Here is a 21,858-nt window from a genome sequence, read left to right as displayed (position 1 = left end):
GGGTATGAAGACACTCAACAAACGCGTGCTGGTCACCGGCGGCGCCGGTTTTCTGGGGAGTCATCTCTGTGAGCGTCTGCTCGAGCAAGGTTGCGATGTCCTCTGTGTCGATAATTTCTATACCGCGACCAAGGACAACATCCGCCATCTGCTCGGTCATCCGCACTTCGAGCTGATGCGTCATGATGTCACCTTTCCGCTCTATGTCGAGGTCGATGAGATCTATAACCTCGCCTGTCCGGCCTCGCCGATCCATTATCAATCAGACCCGGTACAGACCACCAAGACCAGCGTCCATGGCGCAATCAATATGCTGGGTCTTGCCAAGCGGACCGGGGCGCGGATCTTTCAGGCCTCGACCAGTGAGGTCTATGGTGATCCCGAGGTCCATCCCCAGGACGAGGGCTATTGGGGACGCGTCAACCCAATCGGCCCACGCGCCTGCTATGACGAGGGCAAGCGCTGTGCCGAGACCCTGTTCTTCGATTATCACCGTCAGCACGGACTGCGGGTCAAGGTGGCGCGTATCTTCAATACCTATGGCCCGCGGATGCACCCTGACGATGGACGGGTGGTCTCCAACTTCATCATTCAGGCATTGCGCAATGAGCCCATCACCCTCTATGGCGATGGCAGTCAGTCGCGCGCCTTCTGTTATGTCGATGACATGATCGAGGGTATCGTGAAGTTGATGGAGAGTCCGGATCAGGTCACGGGGCCGATCAACCTCGGCAATCCGGTCGAGTTCAGCATGCGTGAACTGGCCGAGTGTGTGCGTGAGCTGACCGGCTCGAATGCGCCCTTGATCGAGCGCCCGCTGCCCGTCGACGACCCGCGCCAGCGCCGTCCGGACATCAGCCTGGCGCGCGAGCTGCTCTCCTGGGAGCCTCGGGTCCAGCTCGTCGAGGGATTGCGGCGAACGGTGGAGTATTTCGAGGCGCTGCTGCGTCGAGGGCTGGCCTGAGCCGACCCACGAACCGGTTCGTGAAGACTTTATCGTTCAATGGTTTATTTGTTTTCGTTTCGGTTGTCGAGGCGTTAACCTGAGACAGGCATGCGCCTTGCGCGGAGGTGGCGGTCGTCGTCCGACGGGGATGTCGGTCAGCGTTTCGCCCAGTGCTGTGCTATGGTTCGCGCCGGCGGTGGACGACCCGAGCGGGTTGCGCCCCGGAGTCTCCCGGGGACGGCCGCCGTTCATGCCGGTTGCTCGAGCGTTGCGATCGCGGGCGCCGGAAGATTCGATCCTGCCCCCGGAGAACACCGAACTCGGGGTGTCCATTCCAGAGGCTTGAAGATTTGCGCAGCGTGGTCTATCCCGGGACCTTCGATCCCATTACCAATGGTCATGTCGACCTGATCCTGCGCGCGGCGCGTCTGTTTGATCGGGTCGTGGTCGCCGTTGCCGCCGACACCGGCAAGCAGCCCCTGTTCTCCACCGAGGAGCGGGTTGCTCTGGTGCGCGAGGCCGTGTCCGATATCCCCAAGGTCGAAACCGTTGATTTCCAAGGGTTGTTAGTGGATTTCACGCGTGAACTCGGGGTCGATGTGATCATGCGTGGGCTACGCGCGGTGTCCGACTTCGAGTACGAATTCCAGCTCGCGGGCATGAACCGGCGTATGGCGCCGGACATCGAGACCCTGTTTCTCACGCCAGCCGAGAAATATGCCTACATCTCGTCGTCCCTGGTGCGGGAGATCGCCCGCCTCAAGGGCGACGTGTCGGCCTTTGTCGTCCCGACGGTCGAGGCCGCACTGAAGGCGCGCTTTGGATAAAATCCGCGCGCTTTTTCTCCATCCACTGAAGCTAGCTCAAGGAGTTCTTCCATGGCGCTGTTGATCACCGACGAATGCATCAACTGTGACGTCTGCGAGCCCGAGTGCCCGAACGGCGCGATCTCGCAGGGTGACGAGACCTACGAGATCGACCCCAGCCTCTGCACCGAGTGCGTTGGTCATTACGAGACCGCGCAGTGTGTCGAGGTCTGTCCCGTTGATTGCATCATCAAGGACCCCAATCACGAGGAGTCCGAGGACGCGCTGCGGGCCAAGTTCGAGCGTATCGCCGGCGGTAACTGACCGCGGCCTGCCACGGCAGTGTGGGACAGTCGGTCTTCCCGGACGTCCACTGCTGTGGCTGTCGGCATCGCCCTGGCGGTGTCACGTCATGACGACACGTGCGCGGGTGACGGTCGAATCCTTTCGTCCAGCCCGTGGCGTGTTCCGCTCGCCGAACGACATCGCATCGGGATGCATGACGGCTGCCTGAGGGCGTGCGCCCTCCTCCCTGCCGATCCGTGATCTTCCACCGACCCGGATGACGGCACGTCCGGCCACGAGGCCGCTGACGGCATACCCGCTGGTCGCGCTTTGATTCGCATCGATTTCGACAACCTCAAGGAGATCCTCGCTAATGACCGTCAAGACCCTGTTCACGACCGCGCTGGCGCTGGTCGTGGTCGGCTTCATGTCCGTGTCCACGGACGTCGAGGCCAAGCGATTCGGGGGTGGATCCAGTCTCGGCAAGCAGTCGAGCAGTCTCTCCTCACGCCCGGCACAGCGTCAGCAGCAGGCGGCGCAACCGCGTGCTCCGGCCGCCACCAATGACCAGCGTCCGCAACAGAAGAGCGGCGCGAGCCGCTGGCTCGGTCCGCTCGCCGGTCTGGCTGCCGGTGGCCTGCTCGCCTCGCTGTTCTTCGGCGACGGCTTCGAAGGCTTCCAGTTCATGGACTTCCTGCTGATCGCGTTGCTGGTGTTCGGTGCGGTGATGCTGTTCCGGGCGTTGCGGCGACGTCAGGCGACGGGGCCCGTGCCCGCGGCCGCCGGCGCCCATGGTCGGGTGATGCCGGGCCAGCAGCGTCAGGCACATCCGGGGGCGGTCGGCACACAGCGCGCTGGCGGTACCCAGCAGCAGCCGTCCTGGTTCAATGCCGCCGGCTTCCTCGAGGACGCCAAGGCGCACTACGTGCGTCTGCAGTCGGCCTGGGACCAGGCCGACATGAACGATATCGCCGAGTACACCACGCCCGAGCTGTTTGCCGAACTCGAGCGTGAGCGCGCCAAGCTCAGCGGCCCCCAGAGCACCGAGGTGGTGCAGCTCAAGACCGAACTCGTCGGGGTGCGGCGCGATGGCGATCAGGTGGTCGTGAGCGTCCTCTTCTCCGGGCTGATCCGCGAGCAGGCACAGGCACCGGCCGAGTCCTTCCGCGAGGTCTGGCACATCCAGCACACCTGGGCCAGCCCTGCGGGCGACTGGTTCATCGCCGGGATCCAGCAGGTCGAGAGCTGATCCCGAGGCCACGACGAGGCGCGGACGCGTCCCGTCGTGGTGATTCGTGCGGCCGAGTGAGGGACGAGCGGGGCGAGATGGCGCATAATCCGCTCGACGGGGATTGGCCGAACGTCGCCGCTCTCCGCTCCGCTCGGTCCTGTGGGTGTCACCCGTTGCTGCCTTGATCGATCAGCTGGCGGATATCGCTGGTGTCCCTTCACTCCGTGCCCAGTTCATGTTCCATGGTGTCGAGACGGGTGTAGACGCATCAGACCCCGTCTCATCGAGTGTTGAGCGCGCCCTGAGTTCGCGCGTGTCTACGGAGAGTCCAGATCATGTCCAGCCCGACGCCTCACCCCTCCGGCTCCACCGGACCAAGCCTGTCCGACGGGCTCTACCCCTCCAAGGAAGTGCTCGAACTCGCCTTCAAGGCGGTCCGCAAGGCGGTGGTGCCGCAGATCCCCGATGTCATCCTGGCGTTGCGCAAGGAGCTGAATCGCCCCGAGCCCGATCTCAAGGCCGCTGCCGACCTGATCGCTCAGGATCTGGCGCTCTCCGGCCAGGTGCTCAAGACGGTCAACTCGCCCCTGTTCGGCGCGCGCGCCAAGATTTCCAGTGTTCATCAGGCAGTGGCGATGATGGGGGTCCGGCGGGTCGCCGCGCTGGCCTCGGCCGATGCCATCGAGCGCGCGCTGCGTCACAGTCAGGGGGGCGCTGCCCGGGTGGTCTGGGAGTCGATCATGGAACAGGCCCATGCCGCAGTCGCGGTCGCCAGACAGACCGGCTGTATCGATCCCGAAGAGGCCTATCTGTTCGGCCTGATGCATGATGTCGGCAGTCTCATCTTCGCCGAGCAGCTCAAGGACTACGCCACTGTCTGGATCCTCCACGCCGCCTCGCCGAGCGCTCTGCTCGAGCACGAGCGCAAGGCGCTCGGGGTCGATCACACCACGGTCGGCTTCCTCCTCGCCGGGACCTGGCAGCTGCCCGGCTATACCACCCTGGCGATCTATCACCATCACGATCCCCAGGCGGTCAAGCTCGTCGATGCGCGGGTGCGCACGCTGATCGCGATCGCCAAGTTCGCCTACTATCTGCGGGCCCTGCCGCAGGGCAACCAGGATGCCCCCGAGATGCTTGGTTATCTCGACGACGCCCGTCAGGAGCTCGAGTTCAACGATGAGACCCTGAACGCGCTCTCCGAGGAGGCGATGCGGGGGAGCTGGAGCCAGGGTACAGGCGACGGATGAGGGATTAGTCGCCCCGTCTTGCGCTTTTTCATCGCCCGCCGATGTCCTCGGCGTCGAGACTCGTGTCCTTCGCAGCACGAGGAGAGACGCCGGTGAAGCCTTCCGACCTGACCATCCTGTTCGACAACCATGATCCCGCCGGCGGTCCGCGTACGCTCTGGGGGTTTGCCGCACTGGTGCGGGTGAACGGTCAGCGCTTGCTGTTCGACACCGGCAGCAACGGCCCGGCGCTGTTGCGCGGGATGCGCGCCCAGGGGGTCGATCCGGCGACCCTCGATCAGGTCTTCCTCTCGCACCAGCACTGGGATCACATCGGCGGTCTGGATGCGGTGCTGGACGCCAATCCAGGTGTGTCCTGCGTGCTCCACGACGGCTTCTCGGCGCATCTGGTCGAGGACATCGACGGGCTCTGTGGCGAGCTGATCGTGGTCGGGGCCGAGCCGCGTGAACTCGCTCCTGGCGTGTTTTCCACCGGTCGGCTCGAGGGGCCGCCCGACGAGCAGGCGTTGGTGATCGACACCGGCGCCGGGATCGCCCTGGTCAGTGGCTGCGCCCACCCCGGGATCGAGACGCTGGTGGCACGTGCCCGCGCGCTCGCCGATGCCCCGGTGCGCTGGGTGATCGGCGGGCTGCATCTGATGCGTGCCGAGTCGGTGGAGATCGCGGCGACGGTGACCGCGCTGCGCGACCTCGGGGTCGAGTGGGTGCTGCCGACCCACTGCACCGGCGCCGCCGGGGTGGCCGCCTGTCAGCGCCTCTATGGTGGCCACGCGCTCGGCGGCGGGATCGGTGCCAGGGTCGATTTCGCCGCCCTGGGCGCGACCGCTCAGCGCTGACAGCGCGGACAGTAGACGCTCGAGCGCTGGGCGATGCGCAGCTCGCGCAGCGGGGTGGCGCAGTCGCGACAGGGCTGGCCGCCGCGCCCGTAAACCCTGAGCGACTGGGCGAAGTAGCCGGGCTGGCCGTCATCGCGGAGAAAGTCGCGCAGGGTGGTGCCACCCTGGTCGATTGCTGCCTCCAGCACCGCGCGGATGGTCTCGGCGAGCCGTCGATAGCGGGCCAGCGAGATCCGGTTGCTTGGGCACGTCGGGTGGATCCCGGCAAGGAACAGCGACTCGTTGGCATAGATGTTCCCCACCCCGACCACCACGCTGGCGTCCATGATCAGCGACTTGACCGCGATGCGCCGGGTGTGACCGATGCGGTGGAGGTGGTCGCCGTCGAACTCGGGGGTGAGCGGCTCCGGGCCGAGATGACGCAGCAGCGGGTGCGTGGCGCGGGCCTCGAGCGGCGTCTGTGGGGTCCACAGAAAGAGTCCGAAGCGTCGGGGGTCGTGCATTCGCAGACAGGGGCCGTCGGTGCAGACCAGATCGATGTGATCGTGACGACGCGGCGGCGTCGCCGGGTCGAGGATGCGCAGACTGCCGGACATCCCCAGATGGATCAGCAGACTGCCGTGCTCGAGTCCGAGTAACAGATACTTGCTGCGCCGTTCGAGTCCGAGGATATGGGTGCCGGCGATCCGCTCGGCGGTGTCGGCGGCGACGGGCTGGCGCAGCCGTGGCTCGCGTACCAGCAGGCGCTCGATCCGCCGTCCCTCGAGATGGGGGCGGATGCCGCGCAGGGTGGTCTCGACCTCGGGGAGTTCAGGCATCTTCGGGGCTTACTCTCGAACGCGGGTGATCGGCCGTGACAGCCGTCATCGTCAGGGTGGATCCGGGGCGAAGGGGTCCTGGCCGAAGCCCTGGGGCGGACGCTTGTAGGGCTCGGCGCCGAAGCCGGCCTCGGGGCTGGGGCGTTCGGGACCGAGGCGGACCTCCGGTGGTGGTCCGAGCAGGGTGTCGCTCGGCAGCACGGGTTCGTTCATCGCGCGGCTCTCCGGGGCGAAGGGATCGGTACCCGTGGCCGCCGATGACGTCGTCGGTTCGGGCAGCGGCGCGAGCGCCGGATCGGTCGCGAGCCTGGGTGTCGTGGCCAGCAGATAGCGCAGCGGCTGATCGAGTCGTCGCCAGCTGCGCTGATCCTCGGAGAGACGGAAGCGCAGCATCCGACCGTCCTCGGCACGCAGACTGAGGGCGGTGCCGCGTGGCGGCTCGGGATCGTGCTCGACCCGTTCGGCGCTGAGCGCGGGCAGTGCGTCGAGCGACTCTGGGGTCAGGCCGACACCCTCGAGCGTGCCCTGTACCGGGACGAAGTCCGCCGGCAGCGGGCGCGCCGAGACATAGTCGCGCAGCGGCGCGATCAGCAGGTGATAGGCGCGATCGTCGATCAGGTGCACGAGATCGCCGACGGCGACATAGCGATGCTGCTGGAGTGGATCGGTCGCGCCGAAGGCGAACTCACGGGCATCGACCCGTAGTCGTACCCGGGGTGGTGACAGCCCCAGGGGGGCGAGTTCGAGCCCGCTGGCCGGGAAGCTCTGTCGCACCGGGATGGCGAGTACCCCGAGCAGGCGTTCGATGTGCTCGGTATCGGCCGGCGCGCGGAAGGGCGTGCGTAGCTCCCAGCCCGTACCGGCACGCATGAACTCCAGTGGCGGCTCGCCATCGCGTTCGAGCCCGACGCGCTGGATCTGTGCCGGCTCGATCGTCGCCAGCAGCGGGCTCGCATGGTGCTGGCGCAGCTCGTCGCGGATCGCCAGTGCGAGTCCGAGCAGCACCAGCGCCAGGACCAGGTTGATCCGCCAGCGTTGGTTCATCGTGCCCTCCCGCGTCGCCACTGGATCAGCAGCCAGCTGGCAAGCAACAGTCCGGGGATCGCGCCCAGGCTGCCTGCGCCGAGCAGCAGGCGCCGCTCATCGTCGAGTTCGAGTGGCGGGTGTCCGGGCGCCGGTGATGGCAACGGGTGCATGCGCGCGCCACTGAGCCAATCGATCAACGCGAAGGCGAGCGCCCGGTTGCCCTCGCGGTTGATCCAGGCGTTGCTCATGAAATCACCGTCGCCGATGACTGCGATGCGCTGGTGGCGGTCGCCCTCGGTGCTCGCGCGGGTCAACGCGAGCAGGAGCGCCTGGGGGCCGGCCAGCTCGCCGACGACCTCGTCGCGGTAGCTCCCGGGCTCGATGCGTCCGACCTCGTTCCAGCTGCGTGGGCCGCTGACCAGTGGCTGCGCGAGGCTCCAGTCCTCGGCCGTTTCGGGGGCGAAGACGCGCGCCCCGGGGAACAGTACCGGCTGCGACAGCATGGCGGTCAGTGGGTGGGGCGTGGTGGTGGCGCTCCCTTGGGCCAGGGTTGGTGTGTCGGCGCCTTGCTCCAGGCTCTCGGGGTCGAGCACCATCCCGGGCAGCGGGCGCAGCCCGAGCCGTTCGGCCAGTGGCTCGAGGCCGTTGAGCGGGCCGGGGTCGAGCAGCCACAGCAGGTTGCCGCCACGGTCGAGGTAGTCGATCAGTCGCTCGACCTCGCCGGGGAAGAGTGCGATCTCGGGCTGGCCGAGGACCACCAGGTGGGTGTTGACCGGGACATCGCTGACCAGCGCCAGGTCCAGCGGACGGGCGAGAAAGCCCTGGGCCTCGAGTTCGCGCCCGAGTCGACCGAGATCGGCGGCGCCATCGCCATCGATGTCGCGTTCGCCGTGCCCCTCGATCACCGCGACCCAGGGTCGTCGATCCTCCAGCAATCGGGCGATGGCAGCACTGAGACTGTACTCGTCGAGCCGCTCCAGGGTCTCGCGTCGGCCGCGATACTCGACCAGCAACTGGCCATCGACCCGGACCTGGGCGTTACGCGCGCGTTCGGGGAAGCGACGCGGGTCGACGAACTCGACCAGCATATCGGGGAGCGCCTGTTGATAGCGGGCGAGAAAACGCCTGATCGATCTGCCGAGCAGACCGTCGGGATCGGCGAAGACGGTGATGCGCGGTGGCTGATCGAGCTGTGCGAGCAGCTGCAGGCTCTCGACCGAGAGGCTGTTGTCGCCACTCGAGGTCCAGTCCCAGTAATGGTCGTGGCGTGCGCTCAGCCAGCCGGCGGCGATCGCTACGGCGAACAGCAGCGCGAGGAAGACGCCATCGGCGAGCGGGCGATCGAGTCGTTTGAGCAGGGCGTGGATGCGATGCAGTGGCGACATCAGGCGAGCCGTCGGTTGTCGAGGCGGCGCTGGGCGAGCGCGAGGAAGACCGCGCTGAACAGGGCGAAATAGGCGAGGTCGCTGAGTCGGACGGCACCGAGCAGGAACCAGAAGAGGTGCTCGTTCCAGGTCAGCCAACCGAACAGTGACAGTGAGCCGTCGACGAACTGCTCGGCGCGACCGATGACCGAGAGCAGCAGCAGCACGGCGAAGGCGGCCAGGGTCGCGCTCGTCGGCTGGGTGCTCAGTGTCGAGGCGTGGATGGCCACCGCAGCGAACAGGCCGGCGGCGAGCCACAGCCCCAGGGTGGCGGCGACGATCTGTCCCGCGTCGAGCGGCGCGGCGCCGACGAGCAATAGCAAGTTGAGCGCCGGCAGCAGACACAGCGGGGTGAGCTGTGTCCACAGCCCGAGATACTTGCCGAGCACGATCTCGCTACTGCCGATCGGGGCGCTGGCGAGCAGCGCGAAGCGTCCGTCGCGCAGCTCCGCGCTGAGCATCCGCGCGCCCATCAGCGGTGCGGCGAACATCAGGATCACCGCGGTGAAGCCGAACAGGTTGAGGGTCAGCTCCAGGGTCAGGCTGTGCTGGCGGCTCGCCGCGTCGAGTCCGGCGACCTCTTCGATCACCTGGAGAAAGATCCAGGCGAGCACGATCTGGGCGCCGCCGAGCAGCACCCAGGGCAAGGGGGTGACGGCGCCGCCGAGCAGCTCACGGGTGAACAGAGTACGGATCATGTCGACTCCTCCGCGCCGGTGAGGTCGAAGAAGACGCGCTCGAGGTCGCTGCGCTCGGGGTGGAGTTCGTGTAGATCGACCCCGGCAGCGATCAGTTCGCGGGCCAGGTCGGCGGCGCTCGCGCCATCCTTGAGGACCACCCGGTAGCGGCTCTCGGCGACAGGACTCACCTGATCGAGTGAGTCGAGCGTGCGCAACTGCTCGCCCTGTTCCGGGGCGCCGAGCCGGATCCGCCACAGGTGTGGATTGTGCTCGGCGGCGGGATAGCCGTCATAGCGCACTCGACCCCGGTGCAGGATCATCACCCGGTCGCAGACCGCCTGCACCTCGGGGAGGATATGGCTCGAGAGGATGATGCCGCACTGGTGCGCGAGATCGCGGATCAGTGCGCGCAGTTCGCGGATCTGATAGGGATCGAGCCCTTCGGTCGGCTCATCGAGGATGAGGACCTGGGGGCGGTGGATGATCGCCTGGGCGATCCCCAGACGCTGCTGATAGCCCTTGGACAGGGTGCCGACGAGCTGGCGTCCCACCCGGTCGAGTCCGCAGCGATGCTTGGCCTCGTCCAGGTTCGCGGTGATGCGCTCGCGCGCGATGCCGCGCAATCGCGCGCAGAAGCGTAGATACTCGTCGACCCGCAGCTCGGGGTGGAGCGGTGGTCGCTCGGGGAGATAGCCGAGCCGACGTCTGGCTAGGCGTGGCTGACGGGCGAGATCGGCGCCGAGGATCTCGACCCGGCCACTGCTCGGGGCGAGCACGCCGGCGAGCAGCCGCAGACAGGTGCTCTTGCCGGCCCCATTGGGACCGAGCAGACCGAGCACCTGACCGGTATCGAGCGTCAGCTCCACCTCGGAGAGCGCCTGATGGCGTCCGAAGCGGCGGCTCAGGGCGGTTGCACGCACGAGGGTCTCCATGACAGCGGCAAGATACCCGCTCCTCGGGGGATTGCCAAACACTTCCAGCGATCAGTCGTCAGCGACCAGCGACCAGCGACCAGCGACCAGCGACCAGCTACCAGCTACCAGCCGCCAGCCGCCAGCCGCCAGCCGCCAGCCGCCAGCCGCCAGCCGCCAGCCGCCAGCCGCTAGGATTGAACCGCAAAGCCGCGAAGCACGCGAAGGGGGAATAAGCCGCCAGCGATCAGCCGCCTGTGGCCTCACGCCGACATCACACATCATTCACTTTGCGCCCTTCGCGGCTTTGCGGTTCAATCCGCTGGCCGCTGGCCGCTGGCCGCTGGCCGCTGGCCGCTGGCCGCTGGCCGCTGGCCGCTGGCCGCTGGCGACTTGATACCTTGCCATGCCCGGCGGTGGCGGCAAGAATGCGGCGCATGCGTCGTCCTAGCCCGTTACCGACTTGGTTCCATCCCTCGCTGGAGTGGCTCCGGCTGCGTCTGTCGCGCCCGGAGGCGCTGGTGTGGCACGCCGCTATCGGGTTGTTGACCGGGCTCTTGGCCGGTGCGGTGATCGTCGTCTTCCGGCTCGCGGTCGAGGGGGCTCAGGCCGCCTGGCTGCCCGAGCATGGTGAGAACTACGAGGCGCTCGCCGTCTGGGTGCGGCTGTTGCTGCCGCTCGCCGGGGCGCTGGTCATCGGGGTGATCTTCCTGCGCTTTGCTCAGGGTATCCAGGTGCTCGGCGTGGCCCGGGTGATGGAGCGCATGGAGTATCACCAGGGCTATCTGACCCTGCGCGGCTTCGTGCTGCAGTTCGTCGGTGCGGCCATCGCCATCGTCAGCGGCCACTCGGTGGGGCGCGAGGGGCCACACGTCCATCTCGGCGCGGCTAGCGGCAGTCTGCTCGGCCAGCTCTTCTCCCTGCCCAACAACAGCATCCGCACCATGGCCGCCTGCGGGACCGCTGCCGGGATCGCCGCCTCCTTCAACACCCCGCTGGCCGGGGTGATCTTCGCCCTGGAGGTGCTGGCGCTACCCTACAGCATTGCTGGTTTTATCCCGGTCACGCTGGCGGCGGTGAGCGCCAATGCCGTCGCCGTGGCCGTCTTCGGCAGCGCTCCGGTGTTGCTGCTCCCGCCCTTCGTGCTCGGCTCGCTCGCCGATCTGCTGCCGGTGCTGTTGCTGGGGGTGCTTGCCGGCGCGGTCGCGGCGGCCTATATCCAGTCGTTGCAGGGCGCGGCACGGCTTGCCGGGCGTCTCGGTGGGTTGCGTCGTTACCTGGTTGCGGGGCTTGCCGCCGGGCTCATCGGTGTCCTGGTCCCCGAGGTCATGGGGCTCGGTTACGACACCCAGCAGACGCTGCTCACCGGTCAGGCCGCCTGGGGCTTTCTGGTGGTGCTGCTCGTCGCCAAGCTCGCCGCCACCGCGCTCAGCGTCGGACTCGGGATCCCCGGGGGCAACATCGGCCCGGCGCTGTTCATGGGGGCGATCGTCGGCAATCTCACCGCCGTGATCAGTGCGTTCTTCGTCCCGCTCGATCCCGCCCATGTCACCTTCTATACCCTGCTCGGCATGGGGGCGATGATGGGCGCGAGCCTGCAGGCACCGTTGGCCGCGCTCACCGCCATCGTCGAGCTCAGCCACAGCCCCGGGGTGATGATGCCGGGGATGCTGGCGATCGTGATCGCTGCGCTGACCTGTCGCCAGCTGTTCGGCAAGGACTCGATGTTCCTGACCCTGCTGCGCGCCAAGGGGCTCGATTATCGCGCCAACCCGGTGATCGCGATGCTGCGCAGGAGCGGTGTGGCGAGCGTGATGAACACCGGTTTTGTGCGTCAACATCGGCTGCTTGATCGCGCTCTGGCCGAATGTCTGGTCGCCGATGCGCCGGACTGGATCGTCGTCGATCAGGATGGTGTCCCCAGCGTGTTGATGCCGGGGCTGGCGATCGCCAGCGAACTCGCGCGCGTCCCGGAGACGGTCGAAATCGATCTGCTGGAGATCCCCGCCGAGCGTTTCGAGCTTGCCCCCATCCATCTCCAGGCGACCCTGCAGGAGGCGATCGAGCAGCTCAATGCCCGCGGGGTCGAGGCGCTCTATGTCCAGCGTCCCCTGGCCCCGGGGATCGACCACGTCTACGGTGTCCTCACCCGCGGGCGTATCGAGTCGGCGTATCGGTATTGAGCGGGCATCAGCCGCTGGCCATTAGCTACCAGTGGCCAGTCGCCAGCTTCCAGTGGGGACGGCATGGCGCCCCTGGCCGGCGACTGGCGACTGGTAGCTGAGGTGCGCGATCATGTATCGCGATCTGGAGGGGTGGTTCGTGAGTCGCGCGCCGGATCGTGATCCCGGTGAGACCCCGGGGGCCGGCGTGCGGCGTTCCTTTTACACTGCAATCAGGAACGAGCATGTTGTTGAATACGCTGTTTTTCGCGCTGTTTGCGCTGATCATGGTATCGGCAGCGGTGATTCTGCTCGGTGTCACGCGTTGGCAGCGCATGACCGTGGCGCTGGTCGAGCAGCTCGAGGCGGCCAGGCGTGCGGTGACGCCGCGCACTTTCGAGTGCGATGAGCTGCAGGGGTTGCCGGAGCCGGTGCAAGCCTATTTCAATGCCGTCTTGAGTTCGTGTCAGCCATTGGTAGCCACCGCCGAAATTGCTCAGGAGGGGAAGGTCGATCTCGGTCGCGCCCGTACCCGCTGGATTCCCTTTCGTGCCCGCCAGCACGTCTTCCTCTCCCGTCCGGGTTGGTTGTGGGACGCGCGGCTACGTTGGCTGCCCGGGCTCGGGTTGTTCGCCCACCAGGGATTGCTCGCCGGGATCGGGGTCGCTCGCTACAAGCTGTTCGGTCTGATCCCGGTGGTGCGCTCGCGTGAGGAGGCGGCTGGCGCGAGCAGCGAACTCACCCGTTTTCTCGCCGAGGCGGTATGGTATCCGACCCGGTTGCTACCGAGTCAGGGGGTGAACTGGGAAGCGATCGACGGTCGGCATGCTCGCGCGATCCTGGACGATGACAGCATCGGTGTCGAGGTGGTGTTCACCTTCGATGATGGCGGACTGGTGCGCGTGGCGCGGGCGCAGACGCGTGAGCGACGGGTCGGTGGCACTCGGATCGAGACCCCCTGGGAGATGCGCTTCTGGGAATATCGCGCGCACGGTGGGATGCTGATTCCGGTGCAGTACGAGATGGCCTGGGGGTTGCCCCAGGGGCGTCGGGTCTATGCTCAGGGACGGGTGAGCGAGGCGCGCTACAAGTTCACGCCCTGAGGTTCGCCGGCATCACGCCCGCCACCCTGTGGCGGGCGTGATGCCGCGACCGGTCAGATCAAGGTTTCAGCTTGTCCTTGAGGATGGTGTTGACCTGTTGGGGGTTGGCCTTGCCGGCGCTGGCCTTCATCACCTGACCGACGAAGAAGCCGAACACCTTGTCCTTGCCGGCGCGATACTGCTCGACCTGGGCGGAGTTGGCGGCGATGATCTCGTCGATCATTGACTCGATCGCTCCCGTGTCGGTGATCTGCTTGAGCCCCTTCTGTTCGATCACCTGGTCGGCATCGTCCTCGCCCTGCCACATCGCCTCGAACACCTGCTTGGCGATCTTGCCCGAGATGGTGCCGTCCTTGATCCGGGCGATCAGTCCGGCGAGTCCCTCGGCGCTCACCGGGGAGGCGTCGATCTCCAGTCCCGCTTTGTTGAGCGCGGCCATCAGCTCGCCGCTGACCCAGTTGGCGGCGAGCTTGGGCTCGCCGCTGGTGCGTGCCACGACCTCGAAGTAGTCGGCCAGCGCGCGGCTGCCCGCGAGCAGGTTGGCGTCGTATTCGGACAGCCCGAAGGCGTCACGGAAACGGGCGCGCTTGGCATCGGGCAGTTCGGGCAGTTCGGCGGCGACGCGCTCGATGAAGGCACTCTCGATCTCGACCGGCAACAGATCGGGGTCGGGGAAGTAACGGTAGTCGTTGGCCTCCTCCTTGGTGCGCATCGAGCGGGTCTCGTCGTTGGCCGCGTCGTAGAGCCGGGTCTCCTGGACCACGCTGCCGCCATCCTCGAGCAGGTCGATCTGGCGCTCGACCTCGAAGGCGATGGCGCGTTCGAGGAAGCGGAAGGAGTTGACGTTCTTGATCTCGGTGCGGGTGCCGAAGGTGTCGCTGCCGAGCGGGCGTACCGAGACGTTGGCGTCGACGCGGAACGAGCCCTCCTGCATGTTGCCGTCGCTGATACCGATGTAACGCACCAGCTGGTGAATCTTGCGCGCGTAGGCGACCGCCTCCTCGGGCGAGCGCATGTCGGGCTCGGAGACGATCTCGAGCAGCGGGGTGCCGGCGCGGTTGAGGTCGACACCGGTGTAGCCGCCACCGAGCAGGCTGTCGTCGTGCAGCGACTTGCCGGCGTCCTCCTCGAGGTGCGCGCGGGTCACGCCGATGGTCTTCACGCTGCCGTCATCAAGCACGATCTCGACCTGGCCGCGACCGACGATCGGCAGCTCGTACTGGCTGATCTGATAGCCCTTGGGCAGGTCCGGGTAGAAGTAGTTCTTGCGTGCGAATACCGAACGCGGGGCGATCTCGGCGCCGATCGCGGTGCCGAAACGGACCGCCAGGCGCACCACCTCAGCGTTGAGCACGGGCAGCACCCCGGGCAGGCCGAGATCGATGGCGCATGCCTGGGTGTTGGGTTCGGCGCCGAAGGCCGTCGGTGCCGCGGAAAAGATCTTGGATTGGGTCGCGAGTTGGGTGTGGATCTCGAGACCGATGACGGTTTCCCATTGCATGGTTGGGCCTGCCTGATTCTCTTGTCGATGCGTCACCAGGCACCCTGGGTGCCTGGGTGTTGAGCGATCCCGGCGCCGAGGACGCCGCTCCAGGGCGACGTCTGCGGCAACCGGGTTCTAGACGTCGAGGTTCTCGACGTTGAGCGCGTTGTGCTCGATGAACTGACGGCGCGGCTCGACCTGATCGCCCATCAGGGTGGTGAAGATACGATCGGCGGCGACCGCGTCCTCGATCGAGACCTGCAGCAGACGCCGACCCTCCGGGTTCATGGTGGTCTCCCACAGCTGCTCCGGGTTCATCTCGCCGAGTCCCTTGTAGCGCTGGATGCTGTAGCCGCGCTGGGCCTCGGTGAGCAGCCAGCGCACGCCCTCGCCGAGTGCGCTGATCTCGCGGCGGCGCTCGCCACGGGCCATGTAGGCGCCGGGTTCGAGCAGCCCGTCGACCTTGGCGCCGTAGTCGACCAGTCGCTTGTAGTCGGCGGTGTGGAAGAACTCCAGCGGTACGAAGCGGGTGTCGGGAATACCGTGGATCAGCCGCACCACCTCCAGCCCCGGGGCGCGTTCCTCGGTGGCGGCGACATGCTTGACGCGGTAGTGCAACGAGGGTGATTGCTCACGGTTGAGTCCGGATTCGAGACGCTGGTGCCACTGCGCGAAGCCCTCGGGATCGTTGAAGGTCGCGGTCTCGAGCGCGGGCAGATGGGTGAGTTCCTCGAGGAAGGCCGCGTCATAGCGCGCGGCGAGCCGTTTGACGATACCGACGAAGACCTGGTAATCGCGGGCGAGCGCCTCCAGCGCGGTGCTCGCCAGCGCCATGGCGTCGGCCGAGACGTGCAGCTCGGCCCCGTCGAGCGCGGTCTGCAGCATGGCGTTGTTGAGCGCCGGCTCGTCGAGCAGATACTCCTCCTGCTTGCCCTTCTTGATCTTGAACAGCGGTGGTTGGGCGATATAGATGTAGCCACGCTCGACCAGCTCGGGCATCTGCCGATAGAAGAAAGTCAGCAGCAGGGTGCGGATGTGGGCGCCGTCGACGTCGGCATCGGTCATGATGATGATGCGGTGATAGCGCAGGTTGTCCGGGTTGTACTCCTCGCGCCCGATGCCGCAGCCGAGCGCGGTGATCAGGGTGCCGACCTCGGCCGAGGAGAGCATCTTGTCGAAGCGCGCCTTCTCGACGTTGAGGATCTTGCCCTTGAGCGGGAGGATCGCCTGGAAGCTGCGATCACGCCCCTGCTTGGCCGAGCCACCGGCCGAGTCTCCCTCGACCAGATAGAGTTCGGAGAGCGCCGGATCCTTCTCCTGACAGTCGGCGAGTTTTCCGGGAAGCCCGGCGATGTCGAGCACGCCCTTGCGCCGCGTCATCTCGCGCGCCTTGCGCGCGGCGTCACGCGCGCGCGCCGCCTCGAGCATCTTGTTGGCGATCGCCTTGGCCTCGTTCGGGGTCTCCTCGAGGAAGATACCGAGCTGTTCGGCGACCAGCGACTCGACCACCGACTTGACCTCCGAGGAGACCAGCTTGTCTTTGGTCTGCGAGGAGAACTTGGGGTCCGGCACCTTCACCGAGAGCACCGCGGTGAGGCCTTCGCGGGCGTCGTCGCCGATGGCGCGCACCTTCTGGCTGCGGTCCAGCGCCTCTTGCTCGATATAGCTGTTGAGGGTGCGGGTGAGTGCGGCGCGCAGCCCCGCGAGGTGGGTGCCGCCGTCGCGCTGCGGAATGGTGTTGGTGTAGCAGAAGATGGTCTCCTGATACCCACTGTTCCACTGGATCGCCAGTTCGACGGAGATGTCCTGGCGCTCGGCGCTGAAGTGCATCACCGTCGGGTGGATCGGTTCCTTGTTGCTGTTGAGGTGCTCGACGAAGGCGCGGATGCCGCCCTGGTACTCGAAGTGATCGCTGCGTCCCGTCGCCTCTTCGCTGAGGGTGATGCGCACTCCCGAGTTGAGGAAGGAGAGTTCGCGCAGCCGACGAGCCATGATGTCGTAGTGGAAATCGAGGCTGGTGAAGATCTCGGGTGAGGGCTGGAAACGGATCTCGGTGCCGGTCTGCTCGGTGTCGCCGATACGCTTGAGCGGGTACATGGGTTCGCCCATGCGGTATTCCTGCTCATAGATGTGCCCGCCGCGCTGGATGCGCAGCCTGAGCCACTCCGAGAGCGCATTGACCACCGAGACGCCGACCCCGTGCAGGCCGCCGGAGACCTTGTAGGAGTTGTCGTCGAACTTACCGCCGGCGTGGAGCACGGTGAGGATGACCTCGGCGGCCGAGCGTTGCTCTTCCTCGTGGATGTCGACGGGGATACCGCGTCCGTCATCGAGTACCGAGACCGAACCGTCGGCATGCAGGGTCACGCTGATGCTCGAGCAATGACCGGCGAGTGCCTCGTCGATGGAGTTGTCGACCACCTCGAACACCATGTGGTGAAGACCGGTGCCGTCGTCGGTGTCGCCGATGTACATACCCGGACGCTTGCGGACAGCGTCCAATCCGCGGAGTACCTTGATGTTGGAGGAATCGTACGTCATGTGATCTGCTTCGAGCGATGAGTGAGATCCTGTCGTTCGATGCCCGGGGGGCAAAGGGCAAAGGATCGAGGGATACGCGGTTCGGTGTTCGAGCCGAGCGTCGTGTTCTGGGGCGTCGTGCTGAAACGCACTGGGCGTCCTCCGTGCGGACCTCCGGGTGTCATGATCTGGCGTGGCCCCGGGGGGGCGAGAGCCTGCACGGGACGAGGGGCGTGCCCCGCGTCGACGGTGAGCGGCCGATGCCGACACGCCACGCGCGCTGCGAGGGTCCAGAGCGGTCGTCTCATCCCTTGATTATACGGGATGCCGCCCTGCTTGGGCGTTGTGCAACGATCGTCGGGTACATGCCCCTGGCTGGGTTTCACGTGAAACATCCCTGTCAGTCCCCTGCCTTGCGCGCCGATGGTTTCACGTGGAGCAAGCGGTGTCCGGGGTCGGGAGCCGTTCGGCGATCCCCCGTTTCACGTGGAACACGCGCATCCGATCAATGCCCGGCGCTTGAGGTCACGGCTCCGTGTTCCACGTGAAACACTCGGGTGGCGTTGGGGCGGGTGCAGGGGCCTGGGTCCGGGGAGGTCGCAACCCGGCTGAGGATGCACTGGCCGTCGCGTTGGCCGAGCAGTCCCCAGAGTCGCTCCAAGGTGTGAGTGTCGAGTTCGGCCTCGATGTCGTCGAGCAGCCAGAGTGCCGGCGCGAGTCCCTGGTCGCGATGGACCTGCTCGGCGGCGAGCTGCAACAGACAGACCACGACCTTGGCCTGGCCGCGTGAGAGCGCGAGTCGGGCGCCGTCGCGCACCAGCTGGAACTCGGCTCGACCGGGACCGATCAGGGTATGTCCACGACTGAGTTCTGCACGCCGGGCGGTGGTGATGGCCTCGGCCAGCGACTGTTGCGCCGGCCAGCCCCGAGCGAACACCAGATCGGCCCCGTCGAGGAAGGGAAAGGTCGCGGCGAGTTCGTGGAAGCGCGTTCGCCAGTGCGCGAAGAACACCTGACGCTGGCCGTCGATACGCTCACCCAGTTCACTCAACCCTCGATCCCAGACCGCGAGTTCTCGCCCACCACCGCGCCGCAGCGCGGCGTTGCGTTGTTGTTGGACCCGTGAGAGTTCTCGTCTGAGCGCGCCGAGTCGAGGTTCCACGTGGAACAGGTTCCAGTCGAGGAAGGTCCGGCGCAGCGTCGGGTCGCCTTCGAGCAGCGACTGGGCGTTCTCACCGATCAGCTTGATGCGCAGTGGACGATCGTCACCCGCTGGCGGCCAGGGCAGACCGTCGAGGCTGTGCTCGCGACCATGATGATCGCGCCGATAACGCAGCAGGCGTCCGTTCGGCGCATCGGCCTCGCAACGCCCCTCGACCAGGGTGCCGCGCTCGCCGCGGGTGGTCATCGGGCCGGCCTTACGGCCACGGAAGCTGCGCCCGCGGGCAAGCAGATAGACCGCCTCGAGCAGCGTGGTCTTGCCCGCACCGTTGCCGCCGGTGATCACCACCACGGGGGCTGCGGTCTCCAGCGCGACCTCACGGCAGCGCCGCAGATGGACCACCCGCAGCGTGCGCAACGGACAGACAGGGCTGGACTCGGGCATCTCGTCAGGATGCGACTAGAGGCGCATCGGCATCACCACGTAGGTTTCGGCCTCCGCGCCCCTGCCCCGCCACACCGAACTGCTGTTGCCGTCCTGGAAGCTGACCTCGACCTCGCTGCCATCGAGCACGCCGAGCAGATCGGTGAGGTAGGAGACGTTGAAGCCGATCGCGGTGAATTCGCCCTGGTACTCGATCTCGACCTCCTCCTCGGCCTCTTCCTGCTCCGGGTTGTGGGCCTGGAGCTTGAGCAGTCCATTGTCGAAAGCCAGACGCACGCCGCGATACTTTTCGTTGGAGAGGATGGCGGTGCGCGAGAGCGCGCGCTTGAGCGGCTCCTTGTCGATCACTGCCGACTTGGCGAGCTGTTGCGGGATGACCCGCTCGTAATCGGGGTAGCGACCGTCGACCAGCTTCGAGGTCATCATCATGTCGCCGATCACCAGACGGATGCTCTTCTCGCCCAGGACCACTGAGACCGGGTCGTTGGAGTTACCGAGCTGGCGGCGCAGTTCGAGCACCGTCTTGCTCGGCAGGATGACCTGGCGCCCGTCGACCGCGGCGACCCCGAGATCGGTGTTGAACTTGGCCAGACGATGACCGTCGGTGGCCACCGCGGTCAGTCCCTTGGCATCGAACTCGATCAACAGACCGTTGAGGTAATAGCGCACGTCCTGCTGGGCCATGGCGAAGGCGGTCTTCTCCAGCACCCGCTTGAAACCGGCCTCGTCGAGTCCGAACTCGACCCCGCCCTGCTCCTGCTCCATCACCGGGAAGTCGACCGCCGGCAGCACGCCGAGCGAGAAGCGCCCACGCCCGGCGGTGACCACGCAGCGCTCGTCGCTGATACGGAAGCGGATGTCGGTGCCCTCGCCGAGGTTACGACAGATGTCGACCAGCTTGCGTGCCGGGACCGTGGTCTCGCCGACTTCCTGGACCGCCGCCTCGCAGCGGGTCTGGACCTCGACCTCGAGGTCGGTGCCGAGGATGGTGAGTTCGCCCTCGCGAGCCACCAGTCGGAAGTTGCCGAGGATCGGCAGTGTCTGACGGCGCTCGACGACGCCGATCACCTTCCCCAGCGCCGGCAACAAGATCTCGCGGTTAACGACGAATTCCATGAATGTCTCCTAAAAATCGTGAATGGGCGATTGCGATGTCGCATGTGATGGGTGCGAGCACCGAACGGCGCGATCCTGGACCCGTGCGTGACTCAGGAGGTCAGGATTCGCAGCAGATTCCTGTAGTCCTCCTCGACCCCGGCGTCGCTCTCGCGCAGGCTCTTGATCTTGCGCGTGGCGTGCAGCACGGTGGTGTGATCGCGCCCGCCAAAGGCGTTGCCGATCTCGGGAAGACTGTGCTTGGTCAGGTCCTTGGCCAGGGCCATGGCGATCTGGCGCGGTCGGGCGATCGAGCGACTGCGCTTGGCCGAGAGCATGTCCGAGGCGCGCAGCTTGAAGTATTCGGCCACGGTTTTCTGGATGTTCTCGATGCTGACCTGCTTGTCCTGCGCCGCGAGCATGTCGCGCAGCGCGTGCTTGGCGAAGTCGAGAGTGATCGGTTTGCCGGTGAATTGGGCGTTAGCCACCAGTCGGCGCAGCGCGCCCTCGAGTTCACGGATATTCGAGCGGATCCGGCGACCGACGAAGAAGGCGACGTCCTCGGGCAGGTCGACGCCGAGCAGACTGGCCTTGCTGTGGAGGATGGCGACGCTGGTCTCGAGGTCTGGTGGCTCGATCGAGACCGTCAGCCCCCAACCGAAACGTGAACGCAGGCGTTCTTCGAGTCCCACCACTTCCTTGGGGAAACGGTCGCTGGATAACACGATCTGTTGACGAGACTCGAACAGTGCGTTGAAGGTGTGGAAGAACTCCTCCTGCGAGCGTTCTTTGCCGGCGAAGAACTGGACATCGTCGATCAGCAGCGCGTTGACCGAGCGGTAGGTGCGCTTGAACTCGTCGATGCGATTGTGTTGCAGCGCCTTGATCATCTCCGCGACGAAGCGCTCGGAGTGCAGGTAGGCGACCCGGGCATTGGGGTTGGAGGCGAGCACCATGTTGCCCACCGCATGCATCAGGTGGGTCTTGCCCAGCCCCACTCCACCATAGATGAACAGCGGGTTGTAGGCCGTTCCCGGGTTCTGACCGACCTGGAAGGAGGCGGCGCGAGCGAGCTGGTTGGACTTGCCCTCGACGAAACTGTCGAAGGTGAAGTCGGGATTGAGATTGGCGCTGAGCTGGCGGTCACGGTCGTCGCCGCCAGCCGTCGCTACCGCCGGGGCGCTGGCGCTGGCGCGGGGGCGGCTCGGGGCCGGCGTGGGGTCGGGTTCGGCCACGCTCTGATCGATGCCACCGACGCTGAAGGTGATCCGAGAGACCTGTCCCTCGCTGTGCAGCGAACACAGTTCGAGCAGGCGCGGCTCATAGTGCTGGCGGGTCCAGTCGAGCACGAAACGGTTGGGTGCGAACAGACGCAACACATCGGCGTCGATGCGTGCCTGGAGCGGCAGGATCCAGGTGTTGTACTCGGCCGAGGTCAGTTCCCCTTTCAGCTGCTTGACGCATTTTTCCCACACACCCACAGTTGATCCCGACCCTCGTCTCGTTGCCCGCATCCGTACCGCCCTTGGGTGGTACCCTCGTCGCGGAGTTGGTTGACGAGGCGCACCTCGAACGACTCCGGTGCGCTCGGAGTCTAGCGTTCTCGGCGCGACTTATCCACAGGTTAAGACGAAAACGGGATTGACTTTTTCGTCTGGATTGATTAAATTTTCGCG

The 21,858-nt window shown here is 66.3% G+C and carries 18 protein-coding genes; 8 read left to right on the top strand and 10 right to left on the bottom strand.

Going from position 1 to position 21,858, the window contains the following annotated elements:
* The first annotated feature begins 4 nt into the window (after positions 1-4).
* The 6 genes from MARPU_RS00090 (at position 5) to MARPU_RS00065 (ending at position 5,354) form a co-directional block, all read left to right on the top strand.
* Positions 5-964 (top strand): UDP-glucuronic acid decarboxylase family protein, encoded by a 960-nt coding sequence (locus tag MARPU_RS00090; RefSeq protein WP_005222215.1) that lies wholly within the window; start codon positions 5-7, stop codon positions 962-964.
* A gap of 332 nt (positions 965-1,296) precedes the next feature.
* Positions 1,297-1,773: a pantetheine-phosphate adenylyltransferase gene (coaD, locus tag MARPU_RS00085; RefSeq protein ID WP_005222216.1), complete on the top strand. Its 477-nt coding sequence runs from the start codon at positions 1,297-1,299 to the stop codon at positions 1,771-1,773.
* A gap of 51 nt (positions 1,774-1,824) precedes the next feature.
* A complete protein-coding gene (locus tag MARPU_RS00080) occupies positions 1,825-2,076 on the top strand; it encodes a YfhL family 4Fe-4S dicluster ferredoxin (protein ID WP_005222218.1) in 252 nt (83 codons plus the stop codon).
* Positions 2,077-2,410: 334 nt separating this feature from the next.
* On the top strand, positions 2,411-3,286 hold the full coding sequence (locus MARPU_RS00075; RefSeq protein ID WP_005222220.1) for a Tim44 domain-containing protein: 876 nt from the start codon (positions 2,411-2,413) through the stop codon (positions 3,284-3,286).
* A 317-nt stretch (positions 3,287-3,603) separates the two neighbouring features.
* Complete coding sequence (locus tag MARPU_RS00070) at positions 3,604-4,518, top strand: HDOD domain-containing protein (RefSeq protein ID WP_005222222.1); 915 nt, start codon at positions 3,604-3,606, stop codon at positions 4,516-4,518.
* Positions 4,519-4,610: 92 nt separating this feature from the next.
* Complete coding sequence (locus MARPU_RS00065) at positions 4,611-5,354, top strand: MBL fold metallo-hydrolase (protein ID WP_005222224.1); 744 nt, start codon at positions 4,611-4,613, stop codon at positions 5,352-5,354.
* Here MARPU_RS00065 and mutM read toward each other — a convergent pair.
* From mutM to MARPU_RS00040, 5 genes are read right to left on the bottom strand one after another with little or no spacing between them, the layout of a single operon-like run.
* Positions 5,345-6,172 (bottom strand): bifunctional DNA-formamidopyrimidine glycosylase/DNA-(apurinic or apyrimidinic site) lyase, encoded by an 828-nt coding sequence (gene mutM / locus MARPU_RS00060; protein ID WP_005222228.1) that lies wholly within the window; start codon positions 6,170-6,172, stop codon positions 5,345-5,347. The genes MARPU_RS00065 and mutM overlap by 10 nt on opposite strands.
* Positions 6,173-6,223: 51 nt before the next feature.
* Complete coding sequence (locus MARPU_RS00055; protein WP_005222230.1) at positions 6,224-7,216, bottom strand: hypothetical protein; 993 nt, start codon at positions 7,214-7,216, stop codon at positions 6,224-6,226.
* Positions 7,213-8,583, bottom strand: a complete 1,371-nt coding sequence (locus MARPU_RS00050) for a GldG family protein (RefSeq protein ID WP_005222232.1) — start codon at positions 8,581-8,583, stop codon at positions 7,213-7,215. The genes MARPU_RS00055 and MARPU_RS00050 overlap by 4 nt, the downstream gene beginning before the upstream one ends.
* Positions 8,583-9,320, bottom strand: coding sequence for an ABC transporter permease (locus tag MARPU_RS00045; RefSeq protein WP_005222234.1), 738 nt, complete (start codon positions 9,318-9,320; stop codon positions 8,583-8,585). Before MARPU_RS00045 ends, MARPU_RS00050 begins: the two co-directional genes overlap by 1 nt.
* Positions 9,317-10,222: an ABC transporter ATP-binding protein gene (locus MARPU_RS00040; RefSeq protein WP_005222237.1), complete on the bottom strand. Its 906-nt coding sequence runs from the start codon at positions 10,220-10,222 to the stop codon at positions 9,317-9,319. Before MARPU_RS00040 ends, MARPU_RS00045 begins: the two co-directional genes overlap by 4 nt.
* A gap of 428 nt (positions 10,223-10,650) precedes the next feature.
* On the opposite strand from MARPU_RS00040, the gene MARPU_RS00035 reads away from it, so the two are divergent.
* Entirely contained in the window at positions 10,651-12,396 is a 1,746-nt protein-coding gene (locus tag MARPU_RS00035) for a chloride channel protein (protein ID WP_025275034.1), read from the top strand.
* Between the two features lie 230 nt (positions 12,397-12,626).
* A complete protein-coding gene (locus MARPU_RS00030) occupies positions 12,627-13,478 on the top strand; it encodes a DUF6544 family protein (RefSeq protein WP_156929202.1) in 852 nt (283 codons plus the stop codon).
* Positions 13,479-13,536: 58 nt separating this feature from the next.
* Here the strand turns inward: MARPU_RS00030 and gatB are convergent, their stop codons facing one another.
* From gatB to dnaA, 5 genes are all read right to left on the bottom strand, one after another.
* Positions 13,537-14,979, bottom strand: a complete 1,443-nt coding sequence (gatB, locus tag MARPU_RS00025) for an Asp-tRNA(Asn)/Glu-tRNA(Gln) amidotransferase subunit GatB (RefSeq protein WP_005222242.1) — start codon at positions 14,977-14,979, stop codon at positions 13,537-13,539.
* Positions 14,980-15,096: 117 nt separating this feature from the next.
* The gene (gene gyrB / locus MARPU_RS00020) at positions 15,097-17,502 is read right to left on the bottom strand and encodes a DNA topoisomerase (ATP-hydrolyzing) subunit B (RefSeq protein WP_005222244.1); all 2,406 of its coding nucleotides are present in this window, start codon (positions 17,500-17,502) and stop codon (positions 15,097-15,099) included.
* 484 nt (positions 17,503-17,986) lie between these two features.
* Positions 17,987-19,087, bottom strand: a complete 1,101-nt coding sequence (recF, locus tag MARPU_RS00015; RefSeq protein ID WP_005222245.1) for a DNA replication/repair protein RecF — start codon at positions 19,085-19,087, stop codon at positions 17,987-17,989.
* Between the two features lie 15 nt (positions 19,088-19,102).
* Positions 19,103-20,203 (bottom strand): DNA polymerase III subunit beta, encoded by a 1,101-nt coding sequence (gene dnaN / locus MARPU_RS00010; RefSeq protein WP_005222246.1) that lies wholly within the window; start codon positions 20,201-20,203, stop codon positions 19,103-19,105.
* Between the two features lie 92 nt (positions 20,204-20,295).
* Positions 20,296-21,663, bottom strand: coding sequence for a chromosomal replication initiator protein DnaA (gene dnaA, locus MARPU_RS00005; RefSeq protein ID WP_025275032.1), 1,368 nt, complete (start codon positions 21,661-21,663; stop codon positions 20,296-20,298).
* Positions 21,664-21,858: the final 195 nt, after the last annotated feature.

Source organism: Marichromatium purpuratum 984 (assembly GCF_000224005.2).
GTDB lineage: Bacteria > Pseudomonadota > Gammaproteobacteria > Chromatiales > Chromatiaceae > Marichromatium > Marichromatium purpuratum.
Note: the sequence above shows the minus strand (reverse complement) of the source record. Positions and strands in the feature narration are given on the sequence as shown.